Source organism: Serratia sp. YC16 (assembly GCF_009707615.1).
In the GTDB taxonomy this organism is placed as follows: Bacteria; Pseudomonadota; Gammaproteobacteria; order Enterobacterales; family Enterobacteriaceae; genus Serratia; species Serratia surfactantfaciens.
This window is the reverse complement of sequence record NZ_WLYN01000002.1, coordinates 318686-342460: the sequence shown is the minus strand read 5'-3', so window position 1 is coordinate 342460 and position 23775 is coordinate 318686. Positions and strand designations below refer to the sequence as shown.

At 54.3% G+C, this 23775-nt stretch carries 19 protein-coding genes; 8 read left to right on the top strand and 11 right to left on the bottom strand.

Going from position 1 to position 23775, the window contains the following annotated elements; genetic code table 11:
- Window positions 1–43: 43 nt before the first annotated feature.
- The 6 genes from wbaP to galU all read right to left on the bottom strand — a co-directional run bounded on the left by wbaP (window position 44) and on the right by galU (window position 7556).
- The gene (gene wbaP, locus GKN89_RS09070; RefSeq protein WP_154746820.1) at window positions 44–1477 is read right to left on the bottom strand and encodes an undecaprenyl-phosphate galactose phosphotransferase WbaP; all 1434 of its coding nucleotides are present in this window, start codon (window positions 1475–1477) and stop codon (window positions 44–46) included.
- 167 nt (window positions 1478–1644) lie between these two features.
- On the bottom strand, window positions 1645–3834 hold the full coding sequence (wzc, locus tag GKN89_RS09065) for a tyrosine-protein kinase Wzc (protein ID WP_019454400.1): 2190 nt from the start codon (window positions 3832–3834) through the stop codon (window positions 1645–1647).
- Between the two features lie 16 nt (window positions 3835–3850).
- Window positions 3851–4285: a protein tyrosine phosphatase gene (locus GKN89_RS09060; RefSeq protein WP_071532834.1), complete on the bottom strand. Its 435-nt coding sequence runs from the start codon at window positions 4283–4285 to the stop codon at window positions 3851–3853.
- 3 nt (window positions 4286–4288) lie between these two features.
- Entirely contained in the window at window positions 4289–5425 is a 1137-nt protein-coding gene (locus GKN89_RS09055; protein WP_025159972.1) for a polysaccharide export protein, read from the bottom strand.
- Between the two features lie 297 nt (window positions 5426–5722).
- Window positions 5723–6616 carry a sugar phosphate nucleotidyltransferase gene (locus GKN89_RS09050; RefSeq protein WP_019454402.1) on the bottom strand — a complete coding sequence of 298 codons (894 nt, stop codon included), beginning with the start codon at window positions 6614–6616 and terminating at the stop codon, window positions 5723–5725.
- 40 nt (window positions 6617–6656) lie between these two features.
- Window positions 6657–7556 (bottom strand): UTP--glucose-1-phosphate uridylyltransferase GalU, encoded by a 900-nt coding sequence (gene galU, locus GKN89_RS09045; protein WP_154746819.1) that lies wholly within the window; start codon window positions 7554–7556, stop codon window positions 6657–6659.
- 643 nt (window positions 7557–8199) lie between these two features.
- Between galU and GKN89_RS09040 the strand changes: the two genes are divergently transcribed.
- On the top strand, window positions 8200–9783 hold the full coding sequence (locus GKN89_RS09040; RefSeq protein WP_019454404.1) for a TerC family protein: 1584 nt from the start codon (window positions 8200–8202) through the stop codon (window positions 9781–9783).
- Window positions 9784–9813: 30 nt separating this feature from the next.
- Here the strand turns inward: GKN89_RS09040 and dcuC are convergent, their stop codons facing one another.
- The 4 genes from dcuC to udk form a co-directional block, all read right to left on the bottom strand.
- Complete coding sequence (dcuC, locus tag GKN89_RS09035; RefSeq protein ID WP_154746818.1) at window positions 9814–11166, bottom strand: anaerobic C4-dicarboxylate transporter DcuC; 1353 nt, start codon at window positions 11164–11166, stop codon at window positions 9814–9816.
- 175 nt (window positions 11167–11341) lie between these two features.
- The gene (gene asmA, locus GKN89_RS09030) at window positions 11342–13174 is read right to left on the bottom strand and encodes an outer membrane assembly protein AsmA (RefSeq protein ID WP_154746817.1); all 1833 of its coding nucleotides are present in this window, start codon (window positions 13172–13174) and stop codon (window positions 11342–11344) included.
- Window positions 13175–13218: 44 nt separating this feature from the next.
- Window positions 13219–13800, bottom strand: coding sequence for a dCTP deaminase (gene dcd / locus GKN89_RS09025; protein WP_019454407.1), 582 nt, complete (start codon window positions 13798–13800; stop codon window positions 13219–13221).
- Between the two features lie 125 nt (window positions 13801–13925).
- Window positions 13926–14567 (bottom strand): uridine kinase, encoded by a 642-nt coding sequence (udk, locus tag GKN89_RS09020; protein WP_004938922.1) that lies wholly within the window; start codon window positions 14565–14567, stop codon window positions 13926–13928.
- Between the two features lie 231 nt (window positions 14568–14798).
- Here udk and GKN89_RS09015 point away from each other — a divergent pair, with 231 nt between their 5' ends.
- Window positions 14799–15428 (top strand): phosphatase PAP2 family protein, encoded by a 630-nt coding sequence (locus GKN89_RS09015; RefSeq protein WP_370520185.1) that lies wholly within the window; start codon window positions 14799–14801, stop codon window positions 15426–15428.
- A gap of 48 nt (window positions 15429–15476) precedes the next feature.
- Here GKN89_RS09015 and apbC read toward each other — a convergent pair whose 3' ends face one another.
- Complete coding sequence (gene apbC / locus GKN89_RS09010) at window positions 15477–16589, bottom strand: iron-sulfur cluster carrier protein ApbC (RefSeq protein ID WP_019454410.1); 1113 nt, start codon at window positions 16587–16589, stop codon at window positions 15477–15479.
- 159 nt (window positions 16590–16748) lie between these two features.
- On the opposite strand from apbC, the gene metG reads away from it, so the two are divergent.
- The 6 genes from metG (at window position 16749) to cdd (ending at window position 23666) form a co-directional block, all read left to right on the top strand.
- Window positions 16749–18776: a methionine--tRNA ligase gene (gene metG / locus GKN89_RS09005; RefSeq protein WP_025159975.1), complete on the top strand. Its 2028-nt coding sequence runs from the start codon at window positions 16749–16751 to the stop codon at window positions 18774–18776.
- Between the two features lie 222 nt (window positions 18777–18998).
- A complete protein-coding gene (locus GKN89_RS09000; RefSeq protein ID WP_154746816.1) occupies window positions 18999–20066 on the top strand; it encodes a sugar ABC transporter substrate-binding protein in 1068 nt (355 codons plus the stop codon).
- A gap of 131 nt (window positions 20067–20197) precedes the next feature.
- Entirely contained in the window at window positions 20198–21406 is a 1209-nt protein-coding gene (locus tag GKN89_RS08995; protein ID WP_154746815.1) for an MFS transporter, read from the top strand.
- 138 nt (window positions 21407–21544) lie between these two features.
- Window positions 21545–21952, top strand: coding sequence for a CidA/LrgA family protein (locus GKN89_RS08990; RefSeq protein ID WP_019454414.1), 408 nt, complete (start codon window positions 21545–21547; stop codon window positions 21950–21952).
- Window positions 21949–22644: a CidB/LrgB family autolysis modulator gene (locus tag GKN89_RS08985; protein WP_154746814.1), complete on the top strand. Its 696-nt coding sequence runs from the start codon at window positions 21949–21951 to the stop codon at window positions 22642–22644. Before GKN89_RS08990 ends, GKN89_RS08985 begins: the two co-directional genes overlap by 4 nt.
- A gap of 137 nt (window positions 22645–22781) precedes the next feature.
- Window positions 22782–23666, top strand: a complete 885-nt coding sequence (gene cdd, locus GKN89_RS08980; protein WP_019454416.1) for a cytidine deaminase — start codon at window positions 22782–22784, stop codon at window positions 23664–23666.
- Window positions 23667–23775: the final 109 nt, after the last annotated feature.

Sequence of the window (23775 nt, the reverse complement as noted above, 5' to 3'; positions counted from 1 at the left end):
CGCTGTTTACAACTTATGGCGTACTGAAAATCAATAAGCCACACTAATAAGCACCATCTCTCTTGACCACAACCCCAATAGTTTTAAACAAAATCGCAATATCATTCCACATTGACCAATTTTTCACATACCACGCATCAAAGTATACTCGTGTTTCATAGTCAACGTCATTGCGGCCACTCACCTGCCATAAGCCCGTCATGCCTGGTTTTGCCATAAGATAATAATCTACATCGCCGGCATAGCGCTCCAGCTCTTTTTCAATAATAGGTCGAGGTCCAACCAAGCTCATCTCGCCTTTTATTACATTAAAGAGTTGAGGTAATTCATCAAGACTCGTCTTACGGATGAATTTACCCACGGCAGTTATTCTTGGATCATCTTTCAGCTTGAAATCCTTGGCCCATTCTGCTCGGGCTTCGGCATTGCTCTCTAAAAGTCCTTGCAATACTTCCTGCGAGTTTACAACCATCGAACGGAACTTCAAACATTTAAATTTTTTACCATTGTGCCCAACTCTTTCATGCCCATAAATAGCAGCACCTCCATCTTTTGAAACGAGATAAGCTAAAATGGCCAGAACTGGTGAGAGCAAAACAATTATACTCGCTGCTCCAATAATATCGAAAACGCGTTTGCAAAAGCGTGAAGTCCTTTTCGCCAAATTATTGTTTACTCTTAATATCATCACTTCATGGCTAAAGATGAACGACATATCAGTGCCATACAGCGGAACACCACGAAGTGTTGGAATGACGGAAACGGAGCGACAATTATGCGTTGTTAATCTTTTTAACCATTCGTCACGAATTATATTTTCCTCAAACTCTAATGCCACTATAAATTGAGTCGTCGCCGGGTCGCACTGTGCCCATAGCTTATTCTCATCATATACGATAGGAATACCCAATAGTTCTTTTTTTGAATCCGGTGTCGGTGAGAAAAAGCTCGTAATGGCAAATCCCATGACCTCTTCACTTTGCAAAGCTGCATATGCATCCCGTGCATTCTTCCCTGCACCGATAATGACGGTATGCTTTTTCCACAGCCCAATTTTGTTGAGGAAGTGTTTTGTACATGCCCTTGCAAAAGGAACCATCAGCAAAGCAAGAGTCCACGTACAAACCCACACATAACGGGAAAATTGCCATTTTGAAAAAGCGACGAGAGCCAGGTCACAGACGGAAAAAATAAGAAGCGTTCTTAGAATTTCTTTGAGTTCAAACCAGAATGGTTTTCTATATGTATAATGGCGTAACCGCACCCAAAACCATGTCACACACAATAGCGAAAGCATTATATGGGTGAAAAGCCTTGCTGGCATTTCTGTTTCAGGTAAAAAATTACCTATGTCACCGCCAAAAAATTCAACGATAAATACACCGACAAACAATGAAAAATTAAAAAATAAAAAGTCTGATAATGCCAAAGAAATTTTAACTAAATTAGTCTTTTTTGAGTAACTCATGGCACTCATAAGCTTTCCCATCCCTAAATGCTAGATAAGCAGAGACCCTAACCAATCTCTCTTGTTATCTTCAATATATACCTAACTTAAAAATCACAGGGAAATCAAGTGACTACTCTGTATATAGTCGAAGACGGCATTAAATTCATCTAATGCCGTCTTCCGTTTTACGCCAATTAACTCCGGCTTTTCTTATCTTCATAACTATAGTCGTAATAATCATAACCATAGTTATAGTAGTTTATCGCTTTTCTTATTACAGCGTTCAAGATCACGCCTTTTATTTCGATGCCATTTTGCTCGAAGCGACGGATACTGATATCAATCTCTTTCGGAGTATTGACTTCGAACCTGGCAACAACGAGCGACGTGCCGGCATGCTTACCTATAATGGCTGCATCCGTTACAGCAAGAATAGGTGGTGTATCGACCAATACTAAATCATAGTCTTTTGATACCTCACTCAAAAGCGTCGAAAAACGCGAGTGCATTAAAAGCTCAGAAGGATTCGGTGGTATCTGGCCTCTAGAGATAAAGTCAAAACCACCTTCCCCGACTGACTTAATTGCAGATTTATAATCAAGCTTTCCAGATAAAATATCTGATAGCCCATTATTTCCCGCAAGCCCTACTAGCTCATGAGCATAGCCTTTACGCATATCACTATCGATAAACAATACACGTTGACCAGATTTCGCAACAACTGCAGCCAAGTTCGCACTGATAAATGTCTTACCGATCCCAGGACTCGCCCCTGATATCATTAAGACATTATTCTTCGCTTCCATCATGGCAAAATGCAAACTGGTTCGCAGGCTGCGAATAGCCTCAATGGCCAGATCAGCCGGATTACCAAATGCTAGCAAGGTATTCGCATCTGTATTTTTCTTTTTACCCTTTATCTTATTAGCAAAATCGAGATCTTTTTTACGTTGCCATTCAGAAAGCGGCACACTTGCATATACATTTATGCCAAGCTCTTCCAGTTGTTCTGGGCTTTCAATGCCACGATGAAGGAACGAACGTAATAATACATATGCAAAGGAGATGAAAGTTCCAAGAATCATACTTACTAGTATGATCACAATTTTCTTTGGTTCTACTGGTTTTGGCTGCACCATCGCTTGGTCAATAATGCGTACATTGCCGACAGTGCTGGCTTTTGAAATGCGCAACTCTTGATCTTTATTTAACAACTGCATGTATACGGCTTGCCCGGACTGAACGTCACGGCTCAATCGCAAGATTTCTTGCTGTGTTTCAGGCATTGCGTTTACACGCTTATTCAATCTATCTCTTTCTTTCTCCAGTGTATTACGCTTCTCTAAAAGAGCTTTGTATGATGGATGCTCTTTAGTATACAACTTAGAGATTTCCGCCTCTTTGAACGTCAACTCGTTCAATTGAGAATCGACAGATACGATAGTATCTAGTACCGACTTTGCTTCAAGTGAAAGGTCAACAGAGTCTTTTTTCTGTCTGTATTGGTTTAGTTTCTCTTCAGCCCCATCCAAGCCAGCTCGAATTTTCGGCAGCTGTTCTTTCAAAAAATCTAAACTTCTCGCATCCTCTTCAGACTTTCGTGCAACATTCTGTTCTAAATAGTTTTGCGTAATAGATTGAAGAGTCTCTCTTATTAAAACAGGGTTTTCACCCGTCATTGACAAAGCGAGAATCCCTGTATCCTTTCCTTTATCAGCTACATCAAGTTGCTCTAGTAAATTATTGACCGCTTCAAGTTCGCTAATCTTATACACTTTAAATTTCGTGCCTACATCAGCACGAATATCATCTATTTGTATAGAGAAATCATCAGATTTAGTGACAAGCTGGCCAACTTTACCTTTAGCAAACTCATCGCCATCTTTACTAAGAGTAAAAGTAGAGTTATCCCCCACTGTCAGCGTAATATAGTCACTATCTTCCCAAGATGAGGGAACAGTAAGCTTAGAAATAGCCAACTCACCTGGCTTCTCGCCACTTAATCGCGCAAATCCCTTGCCAAATATCGGAAAGTACTTTTCCTTGACGACTATTTGTAAGTTTAATTCATTGACTGTTTTTCCCAGAATCATTCGCGACTTTAGAAGTTCGATTTCTGGAGCCGACTCAGGTTGACTTGTTGGCAACATTTGACTGATGTTATTCAGCAACGAGTTACCTACACTTTGCTCAACCTGAACCAAAGCATCAGCTTTATAAATTGGTGTAGCGAAAATGCTATATAGTATGCCTAATGTTAAGAAAATTGCCGTTGTCCCAATAATAAGCCAACGGTTATCTATTGCCTCACCTACAATGCGAGTTAAATCTACCCCATCGGACTTATCGTTACTCGCATTACTTACTTTTGTTTTTTCTGACATTGGATATCCTGAATGACTATCGGCTTAATGCGTTGGCCCACTTTCTAGCAGACTCATCAAGAAGCTGGTAAACAAATTCAAAGGCTTCACGGCTTTGGCGATATGGATCAGCAATTTCACGCTGCATCAGCCAATGGCCAAACAACATCGTTTTTCCTCTAACTTCCGGAGCTATACGGCAGACCGCGTCAATATGGCCTTTCTCCATAACAAGTATGAGATCATATTCACGACACATAGATGCTGTTAGTTGCTGTGCAACATGACCCTCAAGAGAAGTGCCATTCTTTAACGCAACATCAACCGCTGATGGATCTGCGGGTTTTCCAACTAATGCACCAAGTCCTGCAGAAGCAATGTTCTTCATAGGTAATAAGTTTTTCAACAAATATTCCCCTGTAGGGGAACGGCAAATATTACCTACGCAAACCACCAAGATTGAATCAAACATTTGTCAATTCCACTGTTTGATAAACCGTACCGTTTCGGTCATATCGTGTACACCGGTAATGGTTGGTACCAACTGGGTAATTACACGATTCCAACGAACTACAGGCGCGGTTGTCACATAGACAATATCGTAAGGCTGCAATTGGAATTCTGTGCCCATAACAAGCGCAGAAGCATCGGCGGCGTTTAACTGATAAATGTTGGCAATCTTCTTCCCTTCACTTCCACGCAGAGGCCGAATAACGAAGACACCCGTTGCATCAGACATTGCCTGATCCATCCCCTCCGCGTTACCCAAGGCTTCGGTTAAGGTCATCCCACTCCGATCCATACGCAAGGTAGACTGCTTTTTCACTTCTCCCATCACAAATACTTTCAGATCGTCATTGCGTGGGATGTACAGAATGTCACCAGGATAAAGCAGGTGATTCTGTGTGAGGTCACCCTTCTGCATCAATGCTTGCAGGGATATACGGTGTTCTTTGCCATTGTGCGTTAATACCACATTTCGCCAGTCAGCATTTGCGCTCAGCCCACCCGCAGCGTTCACAGCGTCCATAATCGTCAAAGGGACGTTCGTGATAGGTTGCTGACCTGATTTCTCCACCTCACCGGTCACATAAACTTTCTGCGAACGGAAAGCGGCGATGCTGACGTCAACTTGCGGGCTCTCGATATACTGTGCGAGACGGCCAGCAATATCACTGCGCACCTGACTGACTGTCTTTCCTGCAACTTTCACTTTGCCAATATACGGATAGAAAATAGTCCCGTCCGAGTTGACCCAGTTACCGGTATCACTGGCACTGCGGTATTGCCCCGCTGGCGTTGTCAATTCTGGGTGATCCCATACGGTCACCATCAGCACATCGCCGACGCCAATACGGTATTCGTAATTTTGCAATTCACGTTCTAACGAAGAATTAGGCTGTGCAACCACTGGTTTCGACCGTAACTTCTCGATAAGGCCAGGCGTCAATGGGTAAATATTGACCAGCTTATCGAGATCAAAATCGCTATCTTGCTGTTTTACGACATCTTTACCACTAGTTGAAAGATGAGAGCCCGGCACGATAGTACAGCCGCTAACCACACTGATAGATACCAGAAGCGGTATCAGTTTCCATTGTTTTTTTGCCATCGAGTTATCATCACTTTCAAAGTAAAAAATGCATGTAATGCCAAGCCCCAGGCCAACCATGGCGCCTACCGCGGCACTTAGCGAAATGAGTTATCAATGCTCCCATGAGTACATCCTAAAATGCACGGTCATTGAGCAAGCGTTGAATTCAGATTTGTTAGACTTAAAGCCTAGGAGCATTATTGCATAGTTCTTAAATAAAAAGAGCAGCATAAGCACCGTCGTTTTTGCCTAAACATAGCAGAGGCTGGTCGGATATCGCTCCAGACCAACCATCATAAAGAAAATTGATAAACGCTACAGAGAGAGCTGCTCAGCCCACTCTCGGAAGGCCTTACCCTGCGTAGGATGGCGCAACCCGTAAGTCACGAATGCCCGCAAGTAGCCCATCTTCTCACCGCAGTTGAACGACTCGCCAACCAACTCAGTAGCCTCTACCATCTGATGCTTCAGCAATTCGGCAATCGCGTCCGTCAACTGAATGCGTCCCCAGGCACCCGGCTCGGTTTTTTCCAAAATGGGCCAGATAGCGGCTGACAGCACGTAGCGCCCAACGGCTGAATAGTTGGACTTCAGTTGAACACCGCTGTCCGGTTTTTCAATAATCGCGGTAATGGGTGAGGATTCACCTTGTCGCAATGCATTGTTCTGGCACTCCACAACGGAATAGTCGCGCAAAACATGCTCATCCACGGGTTGGATCAATATCTGACTCAAACCCGTCTCTTCGAAGCGGGAAATGAGGTGAGCCAGGTTATCTTTTTTCAGATCGGCTTTAGCATCGTCAAGCAACACATCCGGCAACAGCACCACGAAAGGAGAGTCTCCGATCAATGGTTTGGCACAAAGTACCGCATGACCCAGCCCTTTAGGTTGCCCTTGCCTAATATGCATCAACGTTACGCCTTTCGGCGTTATCGATTGGACTTCATCCAACAACTGGCGCTTAACGCGAGCCTCGAGCATCGCTTCCAATTCAAAGGACGTATCGAAATGGTTTTCTATTGCATTTTTAGATGAATGCGTAACCAGAATGATCTCTTTGATACCTGCCGCTACGCACTCATTAACAATGTATTGAATCAAAGGCTTATCGACGATCGGCAACATCTCTTTAGGAATCGCTTTGGTGGCCGGTAACATATGCATGCCAAGGCCAGCGACAGGAATGACAGCTTTCAACTTCGTCATGCTCGTCCTCTTCAATCTTGTGAACGTACTCAGCCACATGTTAGTCGTTATTTAAGGCCAGCTTCAACCATCGCGAGAAATCTTCACCTTCTGTGGCATGGCGTAGACCGTATTGCACAAAGGCCTTCATATAACCCAGTTTATCGCCGCAGTCGTGTGATTTGCCGCTCATATGGAAGGCTTCCACTATTTGCTCATCCATCAGCATGGCGATAGCGTCGGTCAACTGGATCTCATCGCCCGCGCCTGGAGGCGTCTTCTCGAGCAACGGCCAAATAGCGGCGGAAAGCACGTAGCGCCCCACAACCGCCAGGTTAGATGGCGCTTCCTCGCGTGCGGGTTTTTCCACCACTGCCGACATCGGCGCACTTTCGCCTGCAACCAGTGCTGCTCCCGCACAATCCACTACGCCATATTTTGACACATCCTGCTCTGGCACCGGTTCAACCATGATTTGGCTGCACCCTGTAGCCTCAAAGCGTTGGATCATTTTAGCCAGGTTTTCTTTACGAAGATCCGCGGTTGCATCATCCAACAACACATCTGGCAGCAAGACGACAAAAGGGGAATCCCCTACCATGGGTTTCGCGCACAATACCGCATGCCCGAGCCCTTTCGCTTGCCCCTGACGCACCTGCATCACGGTCACATCCGGCGGGCAAATGTTTTGCACTTCAGCCAGTAACTGACGTTTTACACGAGCTTCCAGCACAGCTTCCAACTCGAAAGAAGTGTCAAAATGGTTTTCAATCGCATTTTTCGAAGAGTGGGTGACCAGCACGATATCCTTAATGCCGGCGGCGACACACTCACCGACAATGTATTGGATAAGTGGCTTATCGACCACCGGCAACATTTCTTTAGGGATCGCCTTGGTGGCCGGCAACATACGAGTTCCTAAACCCGCCACTGGGATCACAGCTTTCAGTCTTTTCTGCATTTCCACTTCCACAAGCAATTAACTGATTTATATAGTATAAACAACGAATTTTAGGCAAAGTATGGCAGCGCAAACCATTCGGTCAGACACGCTACCGCCCTTGGCTTATAGCTGCCAAAACGCTGTTATGAAAATTCCTGTACGCAATCCAATGAACGCTAAGCACGCTTCTGTACATGACAAAGAGCGCGCATCACACGTTGGTATTTCGCAGCTTGAAGAACAACGAGAATCTATGCCCTTATAACCAAAAAACGCGAGTTATCTTCGCTTATATGGCTAAGATTCTTATACTATTGACTTGCTGATACAAGCCTTAGATACCCGTGGCTAGGTGTTTTCAGAATAAGACTACTAACGCGCTGGAGCCATGCAAATAATAGCATAAGAAACCTATTTCAATACGTTGATATTATTGATGTTTAAAGCGTGTGTTTTTTATGAACAGCCCAGTTAGCATTCTCATACAGCGTTTCCCCGTGATGCCAGATACACCTGAATGTGCTTTAAATTATTGGATGCTTTTTCTGCCGAAATAACCTGTTTTCATTCACTTCCTCGGATTAAAGTTGAATTTTGCCGCCTCAGCGCCCATCATTCCCCTGCGGCATAAGCCGTAGAACTTACAGGTGAAATTGGGCGTATGGAATGGATCGCTGATCCAACAATTTGGGCCGGCCTGGCCACCTTGGTCGTGCTGGAAATCGTTCTGGGTATAGACAACCTTGTCTTCATCGCCATTCTGGCGGATAAACTACCAAAACAACAAAGAGATAAGGCTCGAGTCGTCGGCCTGCTGCTGGCGTTGGTGATGCGTCTGGCGCTGCTCGCCTCCATCTCGTGGCTGGCGACGCTGACCAAACCGATGTTCATCGTTGCGGAGCACCCCTTCAGCGGCCGCGATCTGATCATGCTGGTCGGCGGGATATTCCTGCTGTTCAAAGCCACCATGGAGCTGAACGAGCGGCTGGAAGGCAAGGATGAAGAGCAGCACGGCACACGCAAAGGCGCGCGTTTCTGGCCGGTAGTGGCGCAGATCGTGGTGCTGGACGCCGTCTTCTCACTCGACTCGGTGATCACCGCGGTCGGCATGGTAGACCACCTGGCGGTGATGATGATCGCGGTCTGTATCGCCATCGGCCTGATGCTGCTGGCCAGCAAACCGTTGACGCGCTTCGTCAACGCTCACCCGACTATCGTCATCCTGTGCCTGAGCTTCCTGCTGATGATCGGCTTCAGCCTGGTGGCGGAGGGCTTCGGCTATCACATTCCGAAAGGCTACCTCTACGCGGCGATCGGCTTCTCGGTGATGATCGAAGCCTTGAACCAACTGGCGCAGTTCAACCGCCGCCGCTTCCTGTCAAAGGTGCGGCCGCTGCGCGAACGTACCGCCGAGGCGGTGTTGCGCATGCTGAGCGGTAAACATGAAGAAGCAGAAGTCGACAGCCATTCGGCCAACCTGCTGGCGGACAGCGATAGTGAAAACGGCGAGATCTTTAACCAGCAGGAGCGGCGCATGATCGAACGCGTGCTGGGCATGGCGCAGCGCACGGTCAGCAGCATCATGACCTCGCGTCATGACGTCGAATATCTTGAGCTGAACGATCCGCAGGAAAAGCTGACACAATTGCTGGAACGTAATCAACACACGCGTATCGTGGTGGTGGAAAGCAGCGCTAGCGACGAACCGCTGGGTGTGATCCACACCATCGACGTCCTCAAACAGCAGTTGGCGCAGGCACCGCTGGATCTGCGTGCGCTGATACGCCAACCGCTGATCTTCCCGGAACAGCTCACGCTGTTAAGCGCCCTGGAGCAATTCCGTCAGGCGCAGACGCACTTCGCTTTTGTGGTCGATGAGTTTGGCTCGGTCGAAGGTATCGTCACCCTGACGGACGTGATGGAAACCATTGCCGGAAACCTGCCGGAGGCCGGCGAAGAGGTGGACGCACGCCACGACATTCAGCAAAACGAAGACGGCAGCTGGATTGCCAACGGCTATATGCCGCTGGAGGATCTGGTGTTGTATCTGCCGATGCCGCTGGAAGAAAAGCGCGAATACCACACGCTGGCGGGGCTGCTGATGGAGCACAGCCAACGCGTGCCGCAAGAAGGCGAGCAAATCAAGATCGGTGACTACCAGTTCGAACCTTTGGAGGTCAACAGCCACCGCATCCTGAAAGTGAAGATCACCCCGCCTCCCCCACCGGAGGACTACGAGGTTTAACATTGAGGCCGGGCATTGCCCGGCCTTTCTTTACTGGGGAACCAGCAGCTCCGTCGCCACGATCACCACCACCAATCCGATAATCACCGGCACCGACGTGCGTTTTACCACATCGAACGGCGAGATTTTCGCCATGCCGGAAACCGCCACCACCACGCCGGAGACCGGCGACAGCGTGCGGCCGAGGTTAGACGCCTGCAGCATCGGGATCACCAGATAGGCCGGATTCACGCCCATCTGCGCCGCCAGTTTCGGAATCAGTTCGACAAACGCGTAAAACGGCGCATTGCCGGAGCCGGTGGTCATCGCCGCCAGCATGGTGATTACCACCAAGACCAGCATCATGATCAAACCACCGGTGCCGAACGACTGCGCCAGCCCGATCAATCCGCTGATAAAGCCAACGGTGCTCAACCCTTGCGCGAAGACGCCCGCAGCCACCAGCAGCATCACCACGCTGGCGAAAGCGTCCGCCATGCCGCGATAGGCCACTTCCAGGCCGCTGAATACCTGTTTGGCGCTGAAGCTGCGCAGAAACTCGATCGCTGCCGCCAACAGTATGCACCCTACCAGTACGGTTATGATGTGCAGCTCCGGACCCCACTTGCCGTCAAAGATCAACACACCGAGGATAGGCGTAAACGGCAATAGCGCGTAGAACCCCGGTGCATGGGTTTTGATCTCGCTGACGTCCATGATGTGATGCTGTTCATTGCCCTTTCTGTCGAGATAACGCTGCCAGAAAAAGTGCGCCACGGCCATGCAGACGATAGCGGCGATCGAGATCGGCAGCGTGGTTTTGAACGCGAAGTCCACCAGCGGCATCTCCGCCGCCTTGGCCGCCAACACCACGTCGCCGGAGGTTGGCGCCAGAATAATCGCCGCCGGCGAAGCGCAAATGGCTGCCGCCGCGCCACGGCTGATGCCGACGTTCACCATCAACGGGAACAGCGTCGCCATCAGCAATACGCCAAGGCCGGTGGCGGAAGAAACCGCCAGCGACATCAGGCAAGCGACAAAGTACGCCGCCACCATCAGCAGATAAGGCGAGTTGATCATCTGCAAAGGGCGCGAGGCCAGCTTGACGACCACGTCGTTGGCACCGATATGCGTCATGTAGGCGGCAAAGCCGCATAGCATCATGATCATCATGCCCAGATCGCCGCCGCGGCTCATCAGCAAGATCTTGACGTACTCGATCATGTCGGTCGCGCGCCAGCCGGTAGACGCAGCGCCGGACGGCAGCAGCGTTTTCCCCATCAGGGCGCTGATGCCGAGCAGCAGCAGCCCTCCCACCATCAAGACGCCGGTGGCGGAATACCCCTTGATGATGTAACGGCCCACGCCCGCCGCTACTAAGGCGCCAATAAGAAGCTCTATCATGTTTCCTCAACTCGTCATGTTTTCGCGCTCAGGCGCATAGTCATAGCAGAACAGGCCCTTACTTTGCACAAACTGAGCGCGGGTCTTCATGACCTTCATCAAGGTAACGGAGGGAAATATTCACGGGAAATGTCGATATTGATGCGGGCCACAAGACGGCCCGCATCAGGGATGATTAGAGTTTGTCGAGCAGCTTTTTCAGATCCTGGCCTTCGCGCGAATCCTTGTTCTTTTCAGCCCACTTGTTCAGCGCATCCTTGGCCCGATCCTGCAGCGTTTTACGCAGCACCTGATCGACCTGCAATTGATAATTCAGCTGTTGCCACGGCCCGTAGACCCGCAGCGGGATCGGCGTTTTTTGCAGCTGTTCGATCAGCTCGCCGCGCCCTTGCCAACCGCCGGTGACGCGCACGTTAAGCGCCATATCACACTGTTTGCCCGGCATATCGATGCTGCCGGTGCCGGTCAGCGCCAGCAAAGGCGAATCCGCCGTCAGGCCGCTGAGTTTGACCGTGCCCTGGTTCAGGGTAGCCTGCGCCGAAACGCTTTTGACTTCGGTATAGCGCTGATAGCTGTCTTGACCGCGCACGCTGTTGTCATTGCGCGCCACGGCCTGTTGGATCAGCTGCTGGATGTTCAAACCGTGCAGTTGCGCATCCTGCATCGCCAGCTGCGCCGTACCACGCCAGCGGTGCTCAAATGACTGTGAAGAGAGGCGATCGCCGATCAGATCCCCTTTCATGCTGAACTTGCCGGTCAGCATCTGCGGCATGTCGAAAGCTTTGAGCACCGTGCCCAGCTCAATCTGGTTCAGCGTCGGCTGCACGCTGATGACCGGTTTATTGCCGCGCGCATCCAGCGTTCCCGGCAAGGAGAAATCTCCGCCGGCCAATTGCCCGGCCAGCTTATGCAGCGTCAACAGACCGCGTTGGTTGTCCGCGGTAACGGCCAATTGGGTGACGTTCATGCCGCGATAGGTCAACTGCGCCGCTTGCAGGTTCAACTGCGCATTGAAATCGCGCAGCGCCTCTAAATTCTGCTGCCGATCGTCAACCTGGCTCGCGATCACCGGGGCGGCAGTCACGGCCGGTTGCTCGGCAGTATTGCTGCTGGATTGCCAGCCGGAAAGCGCGTCGAGATCGAGGTTAGCCGAATTGAGATTCACCACATAGCCCGGCACCGCCCCCAGCGTGGCGCTGATATCGCCGGCCAACTGGCTGTTGTTGGCGCTGACGTTCAGTTGGCTGACGGCAATCTGCGCCGGCGTCTGTTGATAGACTACCTGGGCATTGCCCTCGCCCTGAATGCCGCCGTTAAGAATGTCCGCCCCGGCCAGTTGATAATTGAACTGGGTCACTTTGGCGCCGATCTGGTGTGGGAACTGCTGCAGGTCGACATCGGCCGCCATGCTGAAGGTCAGGTCACGCTGGTCGCGGTTGACCCGGCTGGACAGTTCAAGCTGCGCCTGCCGTTTCGCCGTTTGCTGCAGGGTGAGATTGATGTCCCGAACATTGATTTGATCGTTGTCGGCGCGCTGCCAAATCAGCAGGCTGTCCACGACCCGCAAGTCATCGATATCAAACTTCCAGGCCGCATCTGCCGCGTCAGTGCCGCTGCCGGCCGGAGCTATCGGCGCATCCACCTGCGAATGTTCTTCACTGTCGGGCGTGAGGCGAATGACGGCGTTTTTCAGCATCACCTGTTTCACAAACAGCTGATGCGACAACAGAGGCAACAGTTTGACATCGAGGCGCATGTTTTCCGCACTGACCACCGGCGCCTTGGCGCCCGGCGCAGTCAGCGTCATGCGCCCGGCCAAAATGCTGAGCTGCGGCCAGATATGCCAACGCAGATCGCCTTCGAGCGTCAGCTGATAACCGCTTTTCTGCTCGACCTTCTTGACCATGTAACCGCGAAAATCATTCGGATTCACCAGCAGCACCAGTGCGGACATCCCCGCCACCACTACCACCAGTAAAATCGCCAATGTCGTCAGTAATCTTCTCATGCCACCCTCTTGTCAGCGCCACACCGACGGTGCATCCCGCGCCGTTAGTCCTTGTCGATTCGACTGGCTACTGCGCCCTGCTGATCGCGATATTTTGCGTCCTGGCGGCTGTTGTACGGCCGGGCCGCCGGGCCGGACAACGGCTCAAAACTCAAGGCGCCGATCAGCATCCCCGGCCGCAGCGCCAGCGGCAGCTTGCCGGAGTTGTAAAACTCCAGCACGATGCGCCCATGCCAGCCCGGGTCGATGCGGTGCGCGGTGACGTGCACCATCAATCCCAGACGCGCCAGGGAAGAACGACCGTCGAGCCAACCCACCAGATCGTCCGGCAGCGTCACGGATTCGAACGTCACCGCCAGGGCCAGCTCGCCGGGATGGAGGAAAAACGCCTCGCCTTCCGGCAGGACAATTTCGTCGCTCATCACGCGATCCAACGCAGCGCTGACTTCATCTTTCGGCCCGCTGAGATCGATAAAAGGCGCGGTATGGCCACTGAACACGCGGAACTGATTGCCCAAACGGACATCTACTGTGGCCCCGTTGATGCGTTCGAGCGGCGGACGCGGGGAAATCACCAGTTTCTCGCTATCCAGCCAGGCTTCTATATCGCGGTCGCACAGTCTCATGTGTTTCTTCTCCATCAAAACGCGTAACTAAACAAAAATTGCCACACAACGGGCGAAAGGTCTACGCCGGGCTGCAAATAGTTGGCCGTCGGCCGGAAATGCACATTTCCGGCCATTAAGCGGCATTATTCAAAGAATTGGCTGATTTTGGCTTTCAGAATATCGATCGCGATGCGGTTTTTGCCACCGCGCGGGACGATGATATCGGCGTATTGTTTGGAAGGTTCGATAAACTGCAGGAACATTGGGCGCACGGTCTTCTGGTATTGCGCCATCACCGAATCCATCGAGCGGCCGCGCTCGTTGACGTCGCGCTTCATACGGCGCATCAGGCAGATATCGAGCGGCGTGTCGACAAAGATCGAGAAGTTCATCTCCTGGCGCAAACGAATATCCGTCAGCAGCAAGATCCCTTCCAGAATGATCACTTTTTTAGGTTCCAGATGAACGGTTTCTTTCTTGCGCGTGTGTTCGGTGTAGCTGTACAGCGGCAGTTCGATCGCTTTGCCGGCCTTCAGCATCTGCAGATGCTGGAACAGCAGATTGTGATCCATGGCGCTCGGGTGGTCATAGTTGGTTTTGACCCGTTCTTCCATGGTCAGGTGAGTCTGGTCTTTATAGTAACTGTCTTCTGGAATAACGCCGATGTGCTCATCGCCGACCTGTTCGCGGAGTTCGCGGTACAACGTGCTGGCAATAAGGCTTTTTCCGGAGGCAGATGCGCCAGCTATACCAATAATGACGCACTGATGCGGATTGTCAGTCATAAAATTAAAGACCTGATTTCGTAATGTGAAGGGGGGAACTAAAACGCGACAATTATAGGGAGTCGTCGGGGTTTGCGCCACTGTATATTGCGCGACGACCGGCGAATTCGGGCTATCGCGTCTTATCGACAAGGTGGCATTTTAAGAATCTCACGGCTAGGGCAATGCCCGGCAACAGGTTAAACTCCAGCGCTGACTTCTGGACCCCGTAGTCTTTCATCGGAGAGTGATGTGCTGGATTGGTATTTTCTGACTTTTTTCGGCGACAGCATGCTGCTGTTGCCCTGCGCGCTGATTCTGTTTCTATTGCTGCTTACGTCTTCCGCCACCCGTGCGGCAGGCTGGCAGTGGGCGCTGATCTTCGGCTTCACCGGCGGGGTGGTCTGTCTGTCCAAACTGGCCTTTATGGGCTGGGGTATTGGTAACGCAAATTATGATTTCACCGGATTCAGCGGCCATTCGGCTCTCGCCGCCAGCATCTGGCCACCGCTGCTCTGGGCGTTGAGCGGCCGGTTTTCCCATCCGGTGCGCAGCCTTGCGCTATTGACCGGATGGATATTGCCTTTCGCTATCGGCGTGTCGCGGCTGGAAATTCGCGTGCACTCAGTATCCGAGGTGATCAGCGGGCTGATTTTAGGCTACCTGGCCAGCGCCCTGTTCCTGTGGTTGCAACGCGGCCAGGCTCGCCCACGCCTCTCCTGGCCCCACCTTGTCATCGCACTGGCCTTGCCGCTGGCGCTGGTGGGGCACCGGCAACCGGCTCCCACCCAGGGATTGCTGGAGCATATCGCCAAAACGCTGGCGCAGATCGAACGCCCTTATACCCGTGCGGATCTGCACAAGCCTACCCATACCCCATAAAAAAACCCGGCGCTTAAGCCGGGTTCTTTCATCATTATTCCAGGCCAATTACAGCGCGCGGAATGCAATCTCTGTCGGGATCGCCTCGCCCTGCCAGTACATCTGCGCGGCTACGCGGCCGGCGAGCTGGCGATACATCTCGGCGAATTCGCTGTCCGGGCGGCTGATCACCGTCGGCGTACCGCGATCCAGGTCTTCACGCAGCGAGATATGCAGCGGCATCTGACCCAGCAGACGACTATGGTATTTCTGCACCAGCTTCTCGGCGCCGCCGGTGCCGAAGATCGGCTCATGGTGGCCGCAGTTGCTGCAGATATGCACGCTCATGTTCTCGACAATGCCTAGCACCGGCACGTGCACTTTTTCGAACATCACTATGCCCTTGGCGGCATCCAGCAAGGCGATATCCTGCGGCGTGGTGACCACCAGCGCGCCGGTCACCGGAATGTTCTGCGACAGCGTCAGCTGGATGTCGCCGGTGCCCGGCGGCATGTCCAGCACCAGGTAATCCAGATCCGGCCACAGCGTATCCTGCAGCAGCTGCATCAGCGCCTTGCTGGCCATCGGACCGCGCCACACCATGGCGTTGTCGTCGGTCACCAGGTAACCGATGGAGTTGGTCGCCAGGCCGTGCGCCATGATTGGCGCCATGTGCTGACCGTCCGGTGAGGTCGGTCGCTCATGTTCGGTGCCCAGCATGTTCGGGATTGACGGGCCGTAAATGTCGGCGTCAAGGATACCGACCTTGGCGCCTTCGGCGGCCAGCGCCAGCGCCAGGTTGACGGCGGTGCTGGATTTCCCCACCCCGCCTTTGCCGGAGCTGACGGCGATGATGTTGCGCACGCCTTTGATCCCAGCCTGGCCGTTGGCGCGTTTCAGCGTCGTGATGTCGTGTTTCAACTTCCAGTCGATGGCGGCGGCGCCGGTCACGCGCAGCAGCTCAGGGCCGACGCTCGCCTGCAGCGCTTCAAAGCCGCTCTGCCAGGCAAACGGCATCGTCAGTTCGATATGCAGTACATCGTCCAATAATGCGCAGTGATGAATAGCCTTCAGCGCAGTCAGGTTGTTTTTCAACGTCGGGTGTTCAAAGGCGGCCAGTACACCGGTCACCAGGGCGCGCAGAACTTCGGGGTTGGTCTGCTCAGGGGATTTTGCGTTCATCCCGGCTCCTTGATTTTGAATGAGTCGCTTCCGGCTAAGCATATCAGAACTGCCCGGTAGCTGGCGCGTATAACCTGTAAGAAACCGCCCTAGCAGCGAAGGGCGCGATCGGTTAACATCGAAGGCCCTTTTATTCATTACAGAAAGCAAGTTCTCACTATGGCTCAAGTCGCGAAAAAATTATTGGTGACGTGCGCGCTACCGTACGCAAATGGTTCCATCCATCTCGGCCACATGCTCGAGCACATCCAGGCGGATATCTGGGTGCGTTACCAACGAATGCGCGGCCACGAAGTGCATTTCATCTGCGCGGACGACGCGCACGGCACGCCGATCATGCTGAAAGCGCAGCAACTGGGCGTCAAACCGGAAGAAATGATCGCGGAGATGAGCCAGGAGCACCAACAGGATTTCGCCGGCTTTGGCATCAGCTATGACAACTACCATTCGACCCATAGCGATGAAAACCGTGAGCTGTCCACCCTGATTTACAGCCGCCTGAAAGAAAACGGTTTTATCAAGAACCGCACCATTTCTCAGCTTTACGATCCGGAGAAAGGCATGTTCCTGCCGGACCGTTTCGTGAAAGGCACCTGTCCGAAATGCAAATCGCCGGATCAGTACGGCGACAACTGCGAAGTGTGCGGCGCCACCTACAGCCCGACGGAACTGATCGATCCGAAGTCCGTGGTTTCCGGCGCGACGCCGGTGATGCGCGACTCCGAACACTTCTTCTTCGATCTGCCGGCCTTCAGCGAAATGCTGCAGGCGTGGACGCGCTCCGGCGCGCTGCAAGAGCAGGTGGCGAACAAAATGCAGGAGTGGTTCGAATCCGGCCTGCAGCAGTGGGACATCTCCCGCGATGCGCCTTACTTCGGCTTTGAAATCCCGGATGCGCCAGGCAAATACTTCTACGTCTGGCTGGACGCGCCGATCGGTTATATGGGTTCCTTCAAGAACCTGTGCGACAAGCGCGGCGATCTGGACTTCGACGAATTCTGGCGTAAAGAGTCCACCACCGAGCTGTATCACTTTATCGGCAAGGACATCGTCTACTTCCACAGCCTGTTCTGGCCGGCGATGCTGGAAGGCAGCAACTTCCGCAAACCGACCAACCTGTTCGTGCACGGCTACGTGACGGTGAACGGCGCCAAGATGTCCAAGTCGCGCGGCACCTTCATCAAGGCCGGCACCTACCTGCAGCATCTGGACGCCGACTGCCTGCGCTATTACTACGCCGCCAAGCTCTCTTCACGCATTGATGACATCGATCTCAATCTGGAAGACTTCGTGCAGCGCGTGAACGCCGATATCGTCAACAAGGTGGTGAACCTGGCTTCACGCAACGCTGGCTTTATCAACAAGCGCTTCGGCGGCAAGCTGGCCGACAGCCTGGCCGATCCGGCGCTGTACCAGACCTTCGTCGACGCGGCGCAGAGCATCGCCGAAGCCTACGCCGGCCGCGAGTTCAGCCGCGCGATCCGCGAGATCATGGCGCTGGCCGATCTGGCCAACCGTTATGTGGATGAGCAGGCACCGTGGGTGGTGGCGAAGGAAGAAGGCCGCGACGCCGATCTGCAGGCCATCTGCTCGATGGGCATCAACCTGTTCCGCGTGTTGATGACTTACCTGAAGCCGGTGCTGCCTTCACTGACCGAACGCGCCGAAGCGTTCCTCAACGCCGAGCTGAGCTGGGACGCGATCCCGCAGCCGCTGCTGGGTCACCAGGTAAACGCATTCAAAGCGCTGTTCAACCGCATCGATCTGGACAAGGTCAGCGAGATGGTCAACGCCTCGAAGGAAGACATGGCCGCCGCCAAACCGGTGACCGGTCCATTGGCCGATGATCCGATACAGGAAACCATCACCTTCGACGATTTCGCCAAGGTCGACATGCGCATCGCGCTGATCAAGAGCGCCGACTTCGTCGAGGGCTCCGACAAGCTGCTGAAGCTGCAGCTGGATCTGGGCGGCGAATCGCGCCAGATCTTCTCCGGCATTCGCTCCGCTTACCCGGATCCGAAGGCGCTGGAAGGCCGTCTGACCATCATGGTCGCCAACCTGGCGCCGCGCAAAATGCGCTTCGGCGTGTCAGAAGGCATGGTGATGGCGGCGGGCCCTGGCGGGAAAGAGATCTTCCTGCTGAGCCCGGACAGCGGCGCGCAGCCTGGCATGCAGGTCAAGTAATCGCACTAACGCGCGGTTTCAAGGGTCGAGCTTGCTCGGCCCTTTTTTATTGCCCCAAACTCAGGGTTATAAGCATTAAGAAAAAGTCATAACCGCCCCGGTTCCCTCACCCGCCACATCTGGCTATGATGCTCCGACACAACAAATAGACGTCCAGACAGAAAGACTGCTATAACAGACCTTCACCGGAATCGTTTCCCTGCTTTTTTGGAGCCTATAATAATGAAAAACCTCAAGACTTCGCTGCTCGCCCTCAGTCTGCTGGCTGCCCTGCCGCTGCAGGCGGCGGAAAACGCCGCCGTACCCGCCGCCATCGCTCAGCATCAGGGGCCGGTGCGCATCGCGGTGATCCGCAACCTCGGATCCGACGACAACACCACGCAATTTTTGGCGGGTGCCATTCAGGAAGGGCGCAAGCTGGGCTTCAAGGTGGATACCTTCCTCAGCAACGGCGACGACGCGCGCTTCCAGGACTTCGTCAATCAGGCTATCAGCCAGAAATATGACGGCATCATTCTCTCGCAGGGGCGAGCCCCCTATTCCACCGACCTGGTCAAGCGCATCGCGGCGGCCGGCATCGCCGTCGCGGCTTTCGATACCGACGTCAGCGGCAGCGTTCCCGGCGTCACCGTCTCGCAGCAGGACGACGCTTCACTGGCCAATGCCTCCTTCGGCCAACTGGTGAAGGATTTCAACGGCCAGGCCAATATAGTCAAGCTGTGGGTGGCCGGCTTCCCGCCGATGGAGCGCCGTCAGGCCGCTTATCAGCAGTTGCTGAAACAGCATCCGGGCATTCATGAGCTGGAATCGATCGGCGCGGTCTCATCCGACGTACAGGGCGATACCGCCAACAAGGTGGGCGCGGTGCTGGCGAAATACCCGAAAGGCAAGATCGACGCCATCTGGGGCACGTGGGACGCCTTTACCCAAGGGGCTTACAAGGCGCTGAAAGAGAACGGCCGCACCGAAATCAAGCTGTACAGCATCGATATCTCCAATCAGGATTTACAGCTGATGCGTGAGGCCGGCAGCCCGTGGCAGGTCAGCGTGGCGGTGGATCCGAAGCTGATCGGCGCGGTCAACCTGCGCCTGGTGGCCAACAAGATCGCCGGGGAAAGCACGCCGGACAACTACCAGTTCAAAGCGACGGTCATTCCGCAAGCGCTGTTACTGGCGCAGCCGGGGCCGGTCAACGTCGCCGGCCTGGCGAAGATTATCCCCGGCTGGGGCAGCAGCAGCGATTTCGTTCAGCCGTGGTTCGCCACGCTGCAGGCAGAACACGGTAAATAATGCTGTTTTTCACGGGGCTGCCGACGCAGCCTCTGTTTTTCAACTAATTATCGGCCTCCCCCTTCCGTCCCCGCCAAAATGCGCTATGTTATTTGCATCGCCTAATAACTGTATGCATAAACAGGTTTCGAATGAAGGGATTCCCCTCGCAGATTAACGTGCTGCTGGCCAGTTCGCTGGTGTTGACCATCGGTCGCGGCGTCACGCTGCCGTTCATCACCATCTACCTTACCGAGCATTTCCACCTGTTGCCGAAGAGCGTGGGCGTGATCCTGGGCATCAGCCTCACCCTCGGCATCATCGCCAGCCTGTACGGCGGCTATCTGGTGGACAAATTCAGCAAAAATCGCCTGATCCTGCTGTCGATTTTATTGTTTGCGCTCAGCTTCTTCGCCATTCCCTGGATCCCGCGCCCCGGCGGCGTGATCGTGGTGCTGGCGATCCTGCACACCTGTTATTCGGTGCTGAGCATCACCATCAAGGCCTGCTTCGCCGACTGGTTGCCGGTCGAGCAGCGCATCAAGGCTTTCTCAATCAACTACACGCTGGTCAACGTCGGCTGGGCGATCGGCTCGGCGCTCGGCGTACTGGTGGCCGGCCTCAACCCGCTGCTGCCGTTTTACCTGTCGGGTGGGTTGGCGCTGGCGACGGTGGCGGCGCTGAGCCTGCGCTTGCGCGGGCGGGAACAGCACGCAGCCCCTATCGCCGCATCAGCCTCACTACCCAACTTCCGCCAGACGCTGACCATCTTGCGCAGCGATCGCCGGCTGATCTACTTCACCCTCGGCAGCACCCTGGGCGCCGTGGTGTTCGGACAGTTCACCGGCTATCTGTCGCAGTACCTGATCACCGTTTCCAGCGCCGAGTTCGCCTACAAAATCATCGGGCTGGTGATGATCGTCAACGCCAGCATCGTCATCGCCCTGCAATACCTGCTCAGTCGCGGCATGCGCCAGGAAAACATGCTGCGCTGGCTGGCGCTGGGCACGCTGTTTTTCATCGTCGGGCTACTCGGCTTTATGGTCGCCGGCGAGGCGGTCTGGCTGTGGCTGGCGGCGATGGCGGTGTTTACCCTCGGCGAAATCATCGTTATCCCGGTGGAATACATGTTCATCGACTTTATCGCGCCGCCGCACCTGAAAGGCAGCTACTATGGGGTACAGAACCTCAGCGCGCTGGGCGGCGCCATCAACCCGGTGCTGTGCGGGGTGCTGCTCAGCTACGCCGCGCCGCCGTTGATGTTCGTGATGCTGATCGTTGCCGCCCTGCTCAGCCTGCTGTTTTTCTTCCTCGGCCATCGGCTGGCGGAACAGGCGACGGCGGCTGAAGATGCACCTTAATCCGGCGCGCTACACTTAATCCAGGCTGTCAACCCAACGATCGTGCATGGCGGCCATAGCGAGAATTCATGGTGCGATCTGTGGCATGGCTCACAGTTTAATTGTATGATGAATGCATCAGTTAAACGGGAAAAGACAATGGCCAACGTGCTCACACTGTGCTGGAAATACCTCAGGGCCCTGCTCCTCATCTACCTTTGTCTGTTCGTCGGCAACGCGCTGGCGGCGCTGCTGCCGTTCGCCATTCCCGGCAGCATCCTCGGCATGCTGCTGCTGTTCGCCCTGCTTTCCACCCAGATCCTGCCGGCCAAGTGGGTTAAACCCGGCTGCCATTTACTGATCCGCTATATGGTGCTGCTGTTCGTGCCGATCGGCGTCGGGGTCATGAAATACTACGACCAGATCGTGGCGCACCTGGGCCCGCTGGTTATCTCTTGCCTCATCAGCACACTGATGGTGCTGGTGGTGGTCGGCTATACCTCACACTATTTCCACCGCGAGCGCCGCATCGTCGGTAAGCCCGACGATACGGAGGGCAATCCATGAACCATGAAATCTGGTGGTCGCTGCCGCTGACGCTGGCGGTCTATTTCGCCGCGCGCTGGCTGGCGCGCAAACTGAACATGCCACTGCTCAACCCGCTGCTGGTGTCCATGGCGGTGATCATCCCGCTGCTGCTGCTCACCGGCATCCCCTATGAGCGCTATTTTCAGGGCAGCAGGATCCTCAACGATCTGCTGCAGCCGGCGGTCGTCGCGCTGGCCTTCCCGCTGTATGAGCAGCTGCACCAAATTCGCGCGCGCTGGAAGTCGATTATCGCGGTGTGCTTCATCGGCAGCCTGACCGCCATGATCAGCGGCGGCGCCATCGCCCTGTGGCTGGGCGCTACGCCGGAAATCGCCGCTTCTATTCTGCCGAAATCGGTCACTACGCCAATCGCCATGGCCGTCGCGGACTCGCTCGGCGGTATTCCGGCGATCAGCGCGGTCTGCGTCATTTTCGTCGGCATCCTCGGCGCCGTGTTCGGCCATACGCTGTTCAACCTGTTGAAAATCACCACCCACTCGGCGCGCGGCCTGGCGATGGGCACCGCATCTCACGCGCTGGGCACCGCGCGCTGCGCGGAGATGGACTACCAGGAAGGCGCCTTCGGCTCGCTGGCGCTGGTGATCTGCGGCATCATCACCTCACTACTGGCGCCATTTCTGTTCCCGGTGCTGCTGCACCTGTTCGGTTAAACAGGATTAAACTTGCGATACATCTCGCATTTATGTATTTCATTGCATTTATTTCATCAATTAAGAGATATTTGTCACACTTTAATGTTACCGCGCTGCCTAGAATGTTATCCCGTTAACCTGTAGAGAGACCTTCTATGCATCCGCGTTTTCACACCGCTTTCAGCGCACTGCCCGCGACACTGCAATCCGCCCTGCAGCCCTATCTGGACGCGTCCGACTTTCCGGCGATGTTCACGGCCGAGCAAGCGGCGGCGATCCGCTCAGGCTGCGGACTGGACGATGACGCGCTGGCATTCGCTCTGCTGCCGCTGGCGGCGGCCTGCTCGTTAACCCCGATATCGCATTTCCACGTCGGCGCCATCGCGCGCGGGCAGAGCGGCAATCTCTATTTCGGCGCCAATATGGAGTTCAGCGGCGCGCCACTGCAGCAATCCGTGCATGCGGAACAGAGTGCGGTGACGCACGCCTGGCTGCGCGGCGAAAAAGCGCTGGCCTCGGTCACCGTCAACTACACGCCGTGCGGCCACTGCCGCCAGTTTATGAATGAGCTGAACAGCGGCGGCGAGCTGCAAATCCGCCTGCCGGGTCGCGCGCCGGCCACGCTGGCGGACTATCTGCCGGACGCCTTCGGCCCGAAAGATCTGGATGTCGCCTCACTGCTGATGGACGAGGTCGATCACGGCCATCAGCTGGCGTTGAACGATGCGCTGGCGCAAGCGGCGCTGGCGGCGGCCAACCGAAGCCACGCGCCATACAGCCGCGCCCATAGCGGCGTGGCGCTGGAAACGGCAGACGGCAACATCTACGCCGGCCGCTATGCGGAAAACGCCGCCTTCAACCCGAGCCTGCCGCCGCTGCAGGCCGCGCTGATCCTGCTGAACCTCTCCGGCGGCGACTGCCAGAACATCCGCCGCGCCGTGCTGGCCGAACCGCAGGACGCGATCATCAGCCAATGGGACGCCACCCGCGCCACCCTGGCGGCGCTGGGCTGCCAGAACGTCAGCCGCACCGCGTTCTAAGCGCACCACGGCGGAGCCATCCGGTTCCGCCGCTAACAGCCCCGCCCGCCAAATACAATGCCCCGACGCCGCCGTAGACACTTTATTTAGTTAAAAAATCATTTGATTG

What these genes read in the sequence shown, in the direction of transcription:
- wbaP (WP_154746820.1), bottom strand. Translation starts at nt 1,477, where the DNA reads ATGAGTGCCATGAGTTACTCAAAAAAGACTAATTTAGTTAAAATTTCT.
- wzc (WP_019454400.1), bottom strand. Translation starts at nt 3,834, where the DNA reads ATGTCAGAAAAAACAAAAGTAAGTAATGCGAGTAACGATAAGTCCGAT.
- GKN89_RS09060 (WP_071532834.1), bottom strand. Translation starts at nt 4,285, where the DNA reads ATGTTTGATTCAATCTTGGTGGTTTGCGTAGGTAATATTTGCCGTTCC.
- GKN89_RS09055 (WP_025159972.1), bottom strand. Translation starts at nt 5,425, where the DNA reads ATGGCAAAAAAACAATGGAAACTGATACCGCTTCTGGTATCTATCAGT.
- GKN89_RS09050 (WP_019454402.1), bottom strand. Translation starts at nt 6,616, where the DNA reads ATGACGAAGTTGAAAGCTGTCATTCCTGTCGCTGGCCTTGGCATGCAT.
- galU (WP_154746819.1), bottom strand. Translation starts at nt 7,556, where the DNA reads ATGCAGAAAAGACTGAAAGCTGTGATCCCAGTGGCGGGTTTAGGAACT.
- GKN89_RS09040 (WP_019454404.1), top strand. Translation starts at nt 8,200, where the DNA reads ATGGAATGGATCGCTGATCCAACAATTTGGGCCGGCCTGGCCACCTTG.
- dcuC (WP_154746818.1), bottom strand. Translation starts at nt 11,166, where the DNA reads ATGATAGAGCTTCTTATTGGCGCCTTAGTAGCGGCGGGCGTGGGCCGT.
- asmA (WP_154746817.1), bottom strand. Translation starts at nt 13,174, where the DNA reads ATGAGAAGATTACTGACGACATTGGCGATTTTACTGGTGGTAGTGGTG.
- dcd (WP_019454407.1), bottom strand. Translation starts at nt 13,800, where the DNA reads ATGAGACTGTGCGACCGCGATATAGAAGCCTGGCTGGATAGCGAGAAA.
- udk (WP_004938922.1), bottom strand. Translation starts at nt 14,567, where the DNA reads ATGACTGACAATCCGCATCAGTGCGTCATTATTGGTATAGCTGGCGCA.
- apbC (WP_019454410.1), bottom strand. Translation starts at nt 16,589, where the DNA reads ATGAACGCAAAATCCCCTGAGCAGACCAACCCCGAAGTTCTGCGCGCC.
- metG (WP_025159975.1), top strand. Translation starts at nt 16,749, where the DNA reads ATGGCTCAAGTCGCGAAAAAATTATTGGTGACGTGCGCGCTACCGTAC.
- GKN89_RS09000 (WP_154746816.1), top strand. Translation starts at nt 18,999, where the DNA reads ATGAAAAACCTCAAGACTTCGCTGCTCGCCCTCAGTCTGCTGGCTGCC.
- GKN89_RS08995 (WP_154746815.1), top strand. Translation starts at nt 20,198, where the DNA reads ATGAAGGGATTCCCCTCGCAGATTAACGTGCTGCTGGCCAGTTCGCTG.
- GKN89_RS08990 (WP_019454414.1), top strand. Translation starts at nt 21,545, where the DNA reads ATGGCCAACGTGCTCACACTGTGCTGGAAATACCTCAGGGCCCTGCTC.
- GKN89_RS08985 (WP_154746814.1), top strand. Translation starts at nt 21,949, where the DNA reads ATGAACCATGAAATCTGGTGGTCGCTGCCGCTGACGCTGGCGGTCTAT.
- cdd (WP_019454416.1), top strand. Translation starts at nt 22,782, where the DNA reads ATGCATCCGCGTTTTCACACCGCTTTCAGCGCACTGCCCGCGACACTG.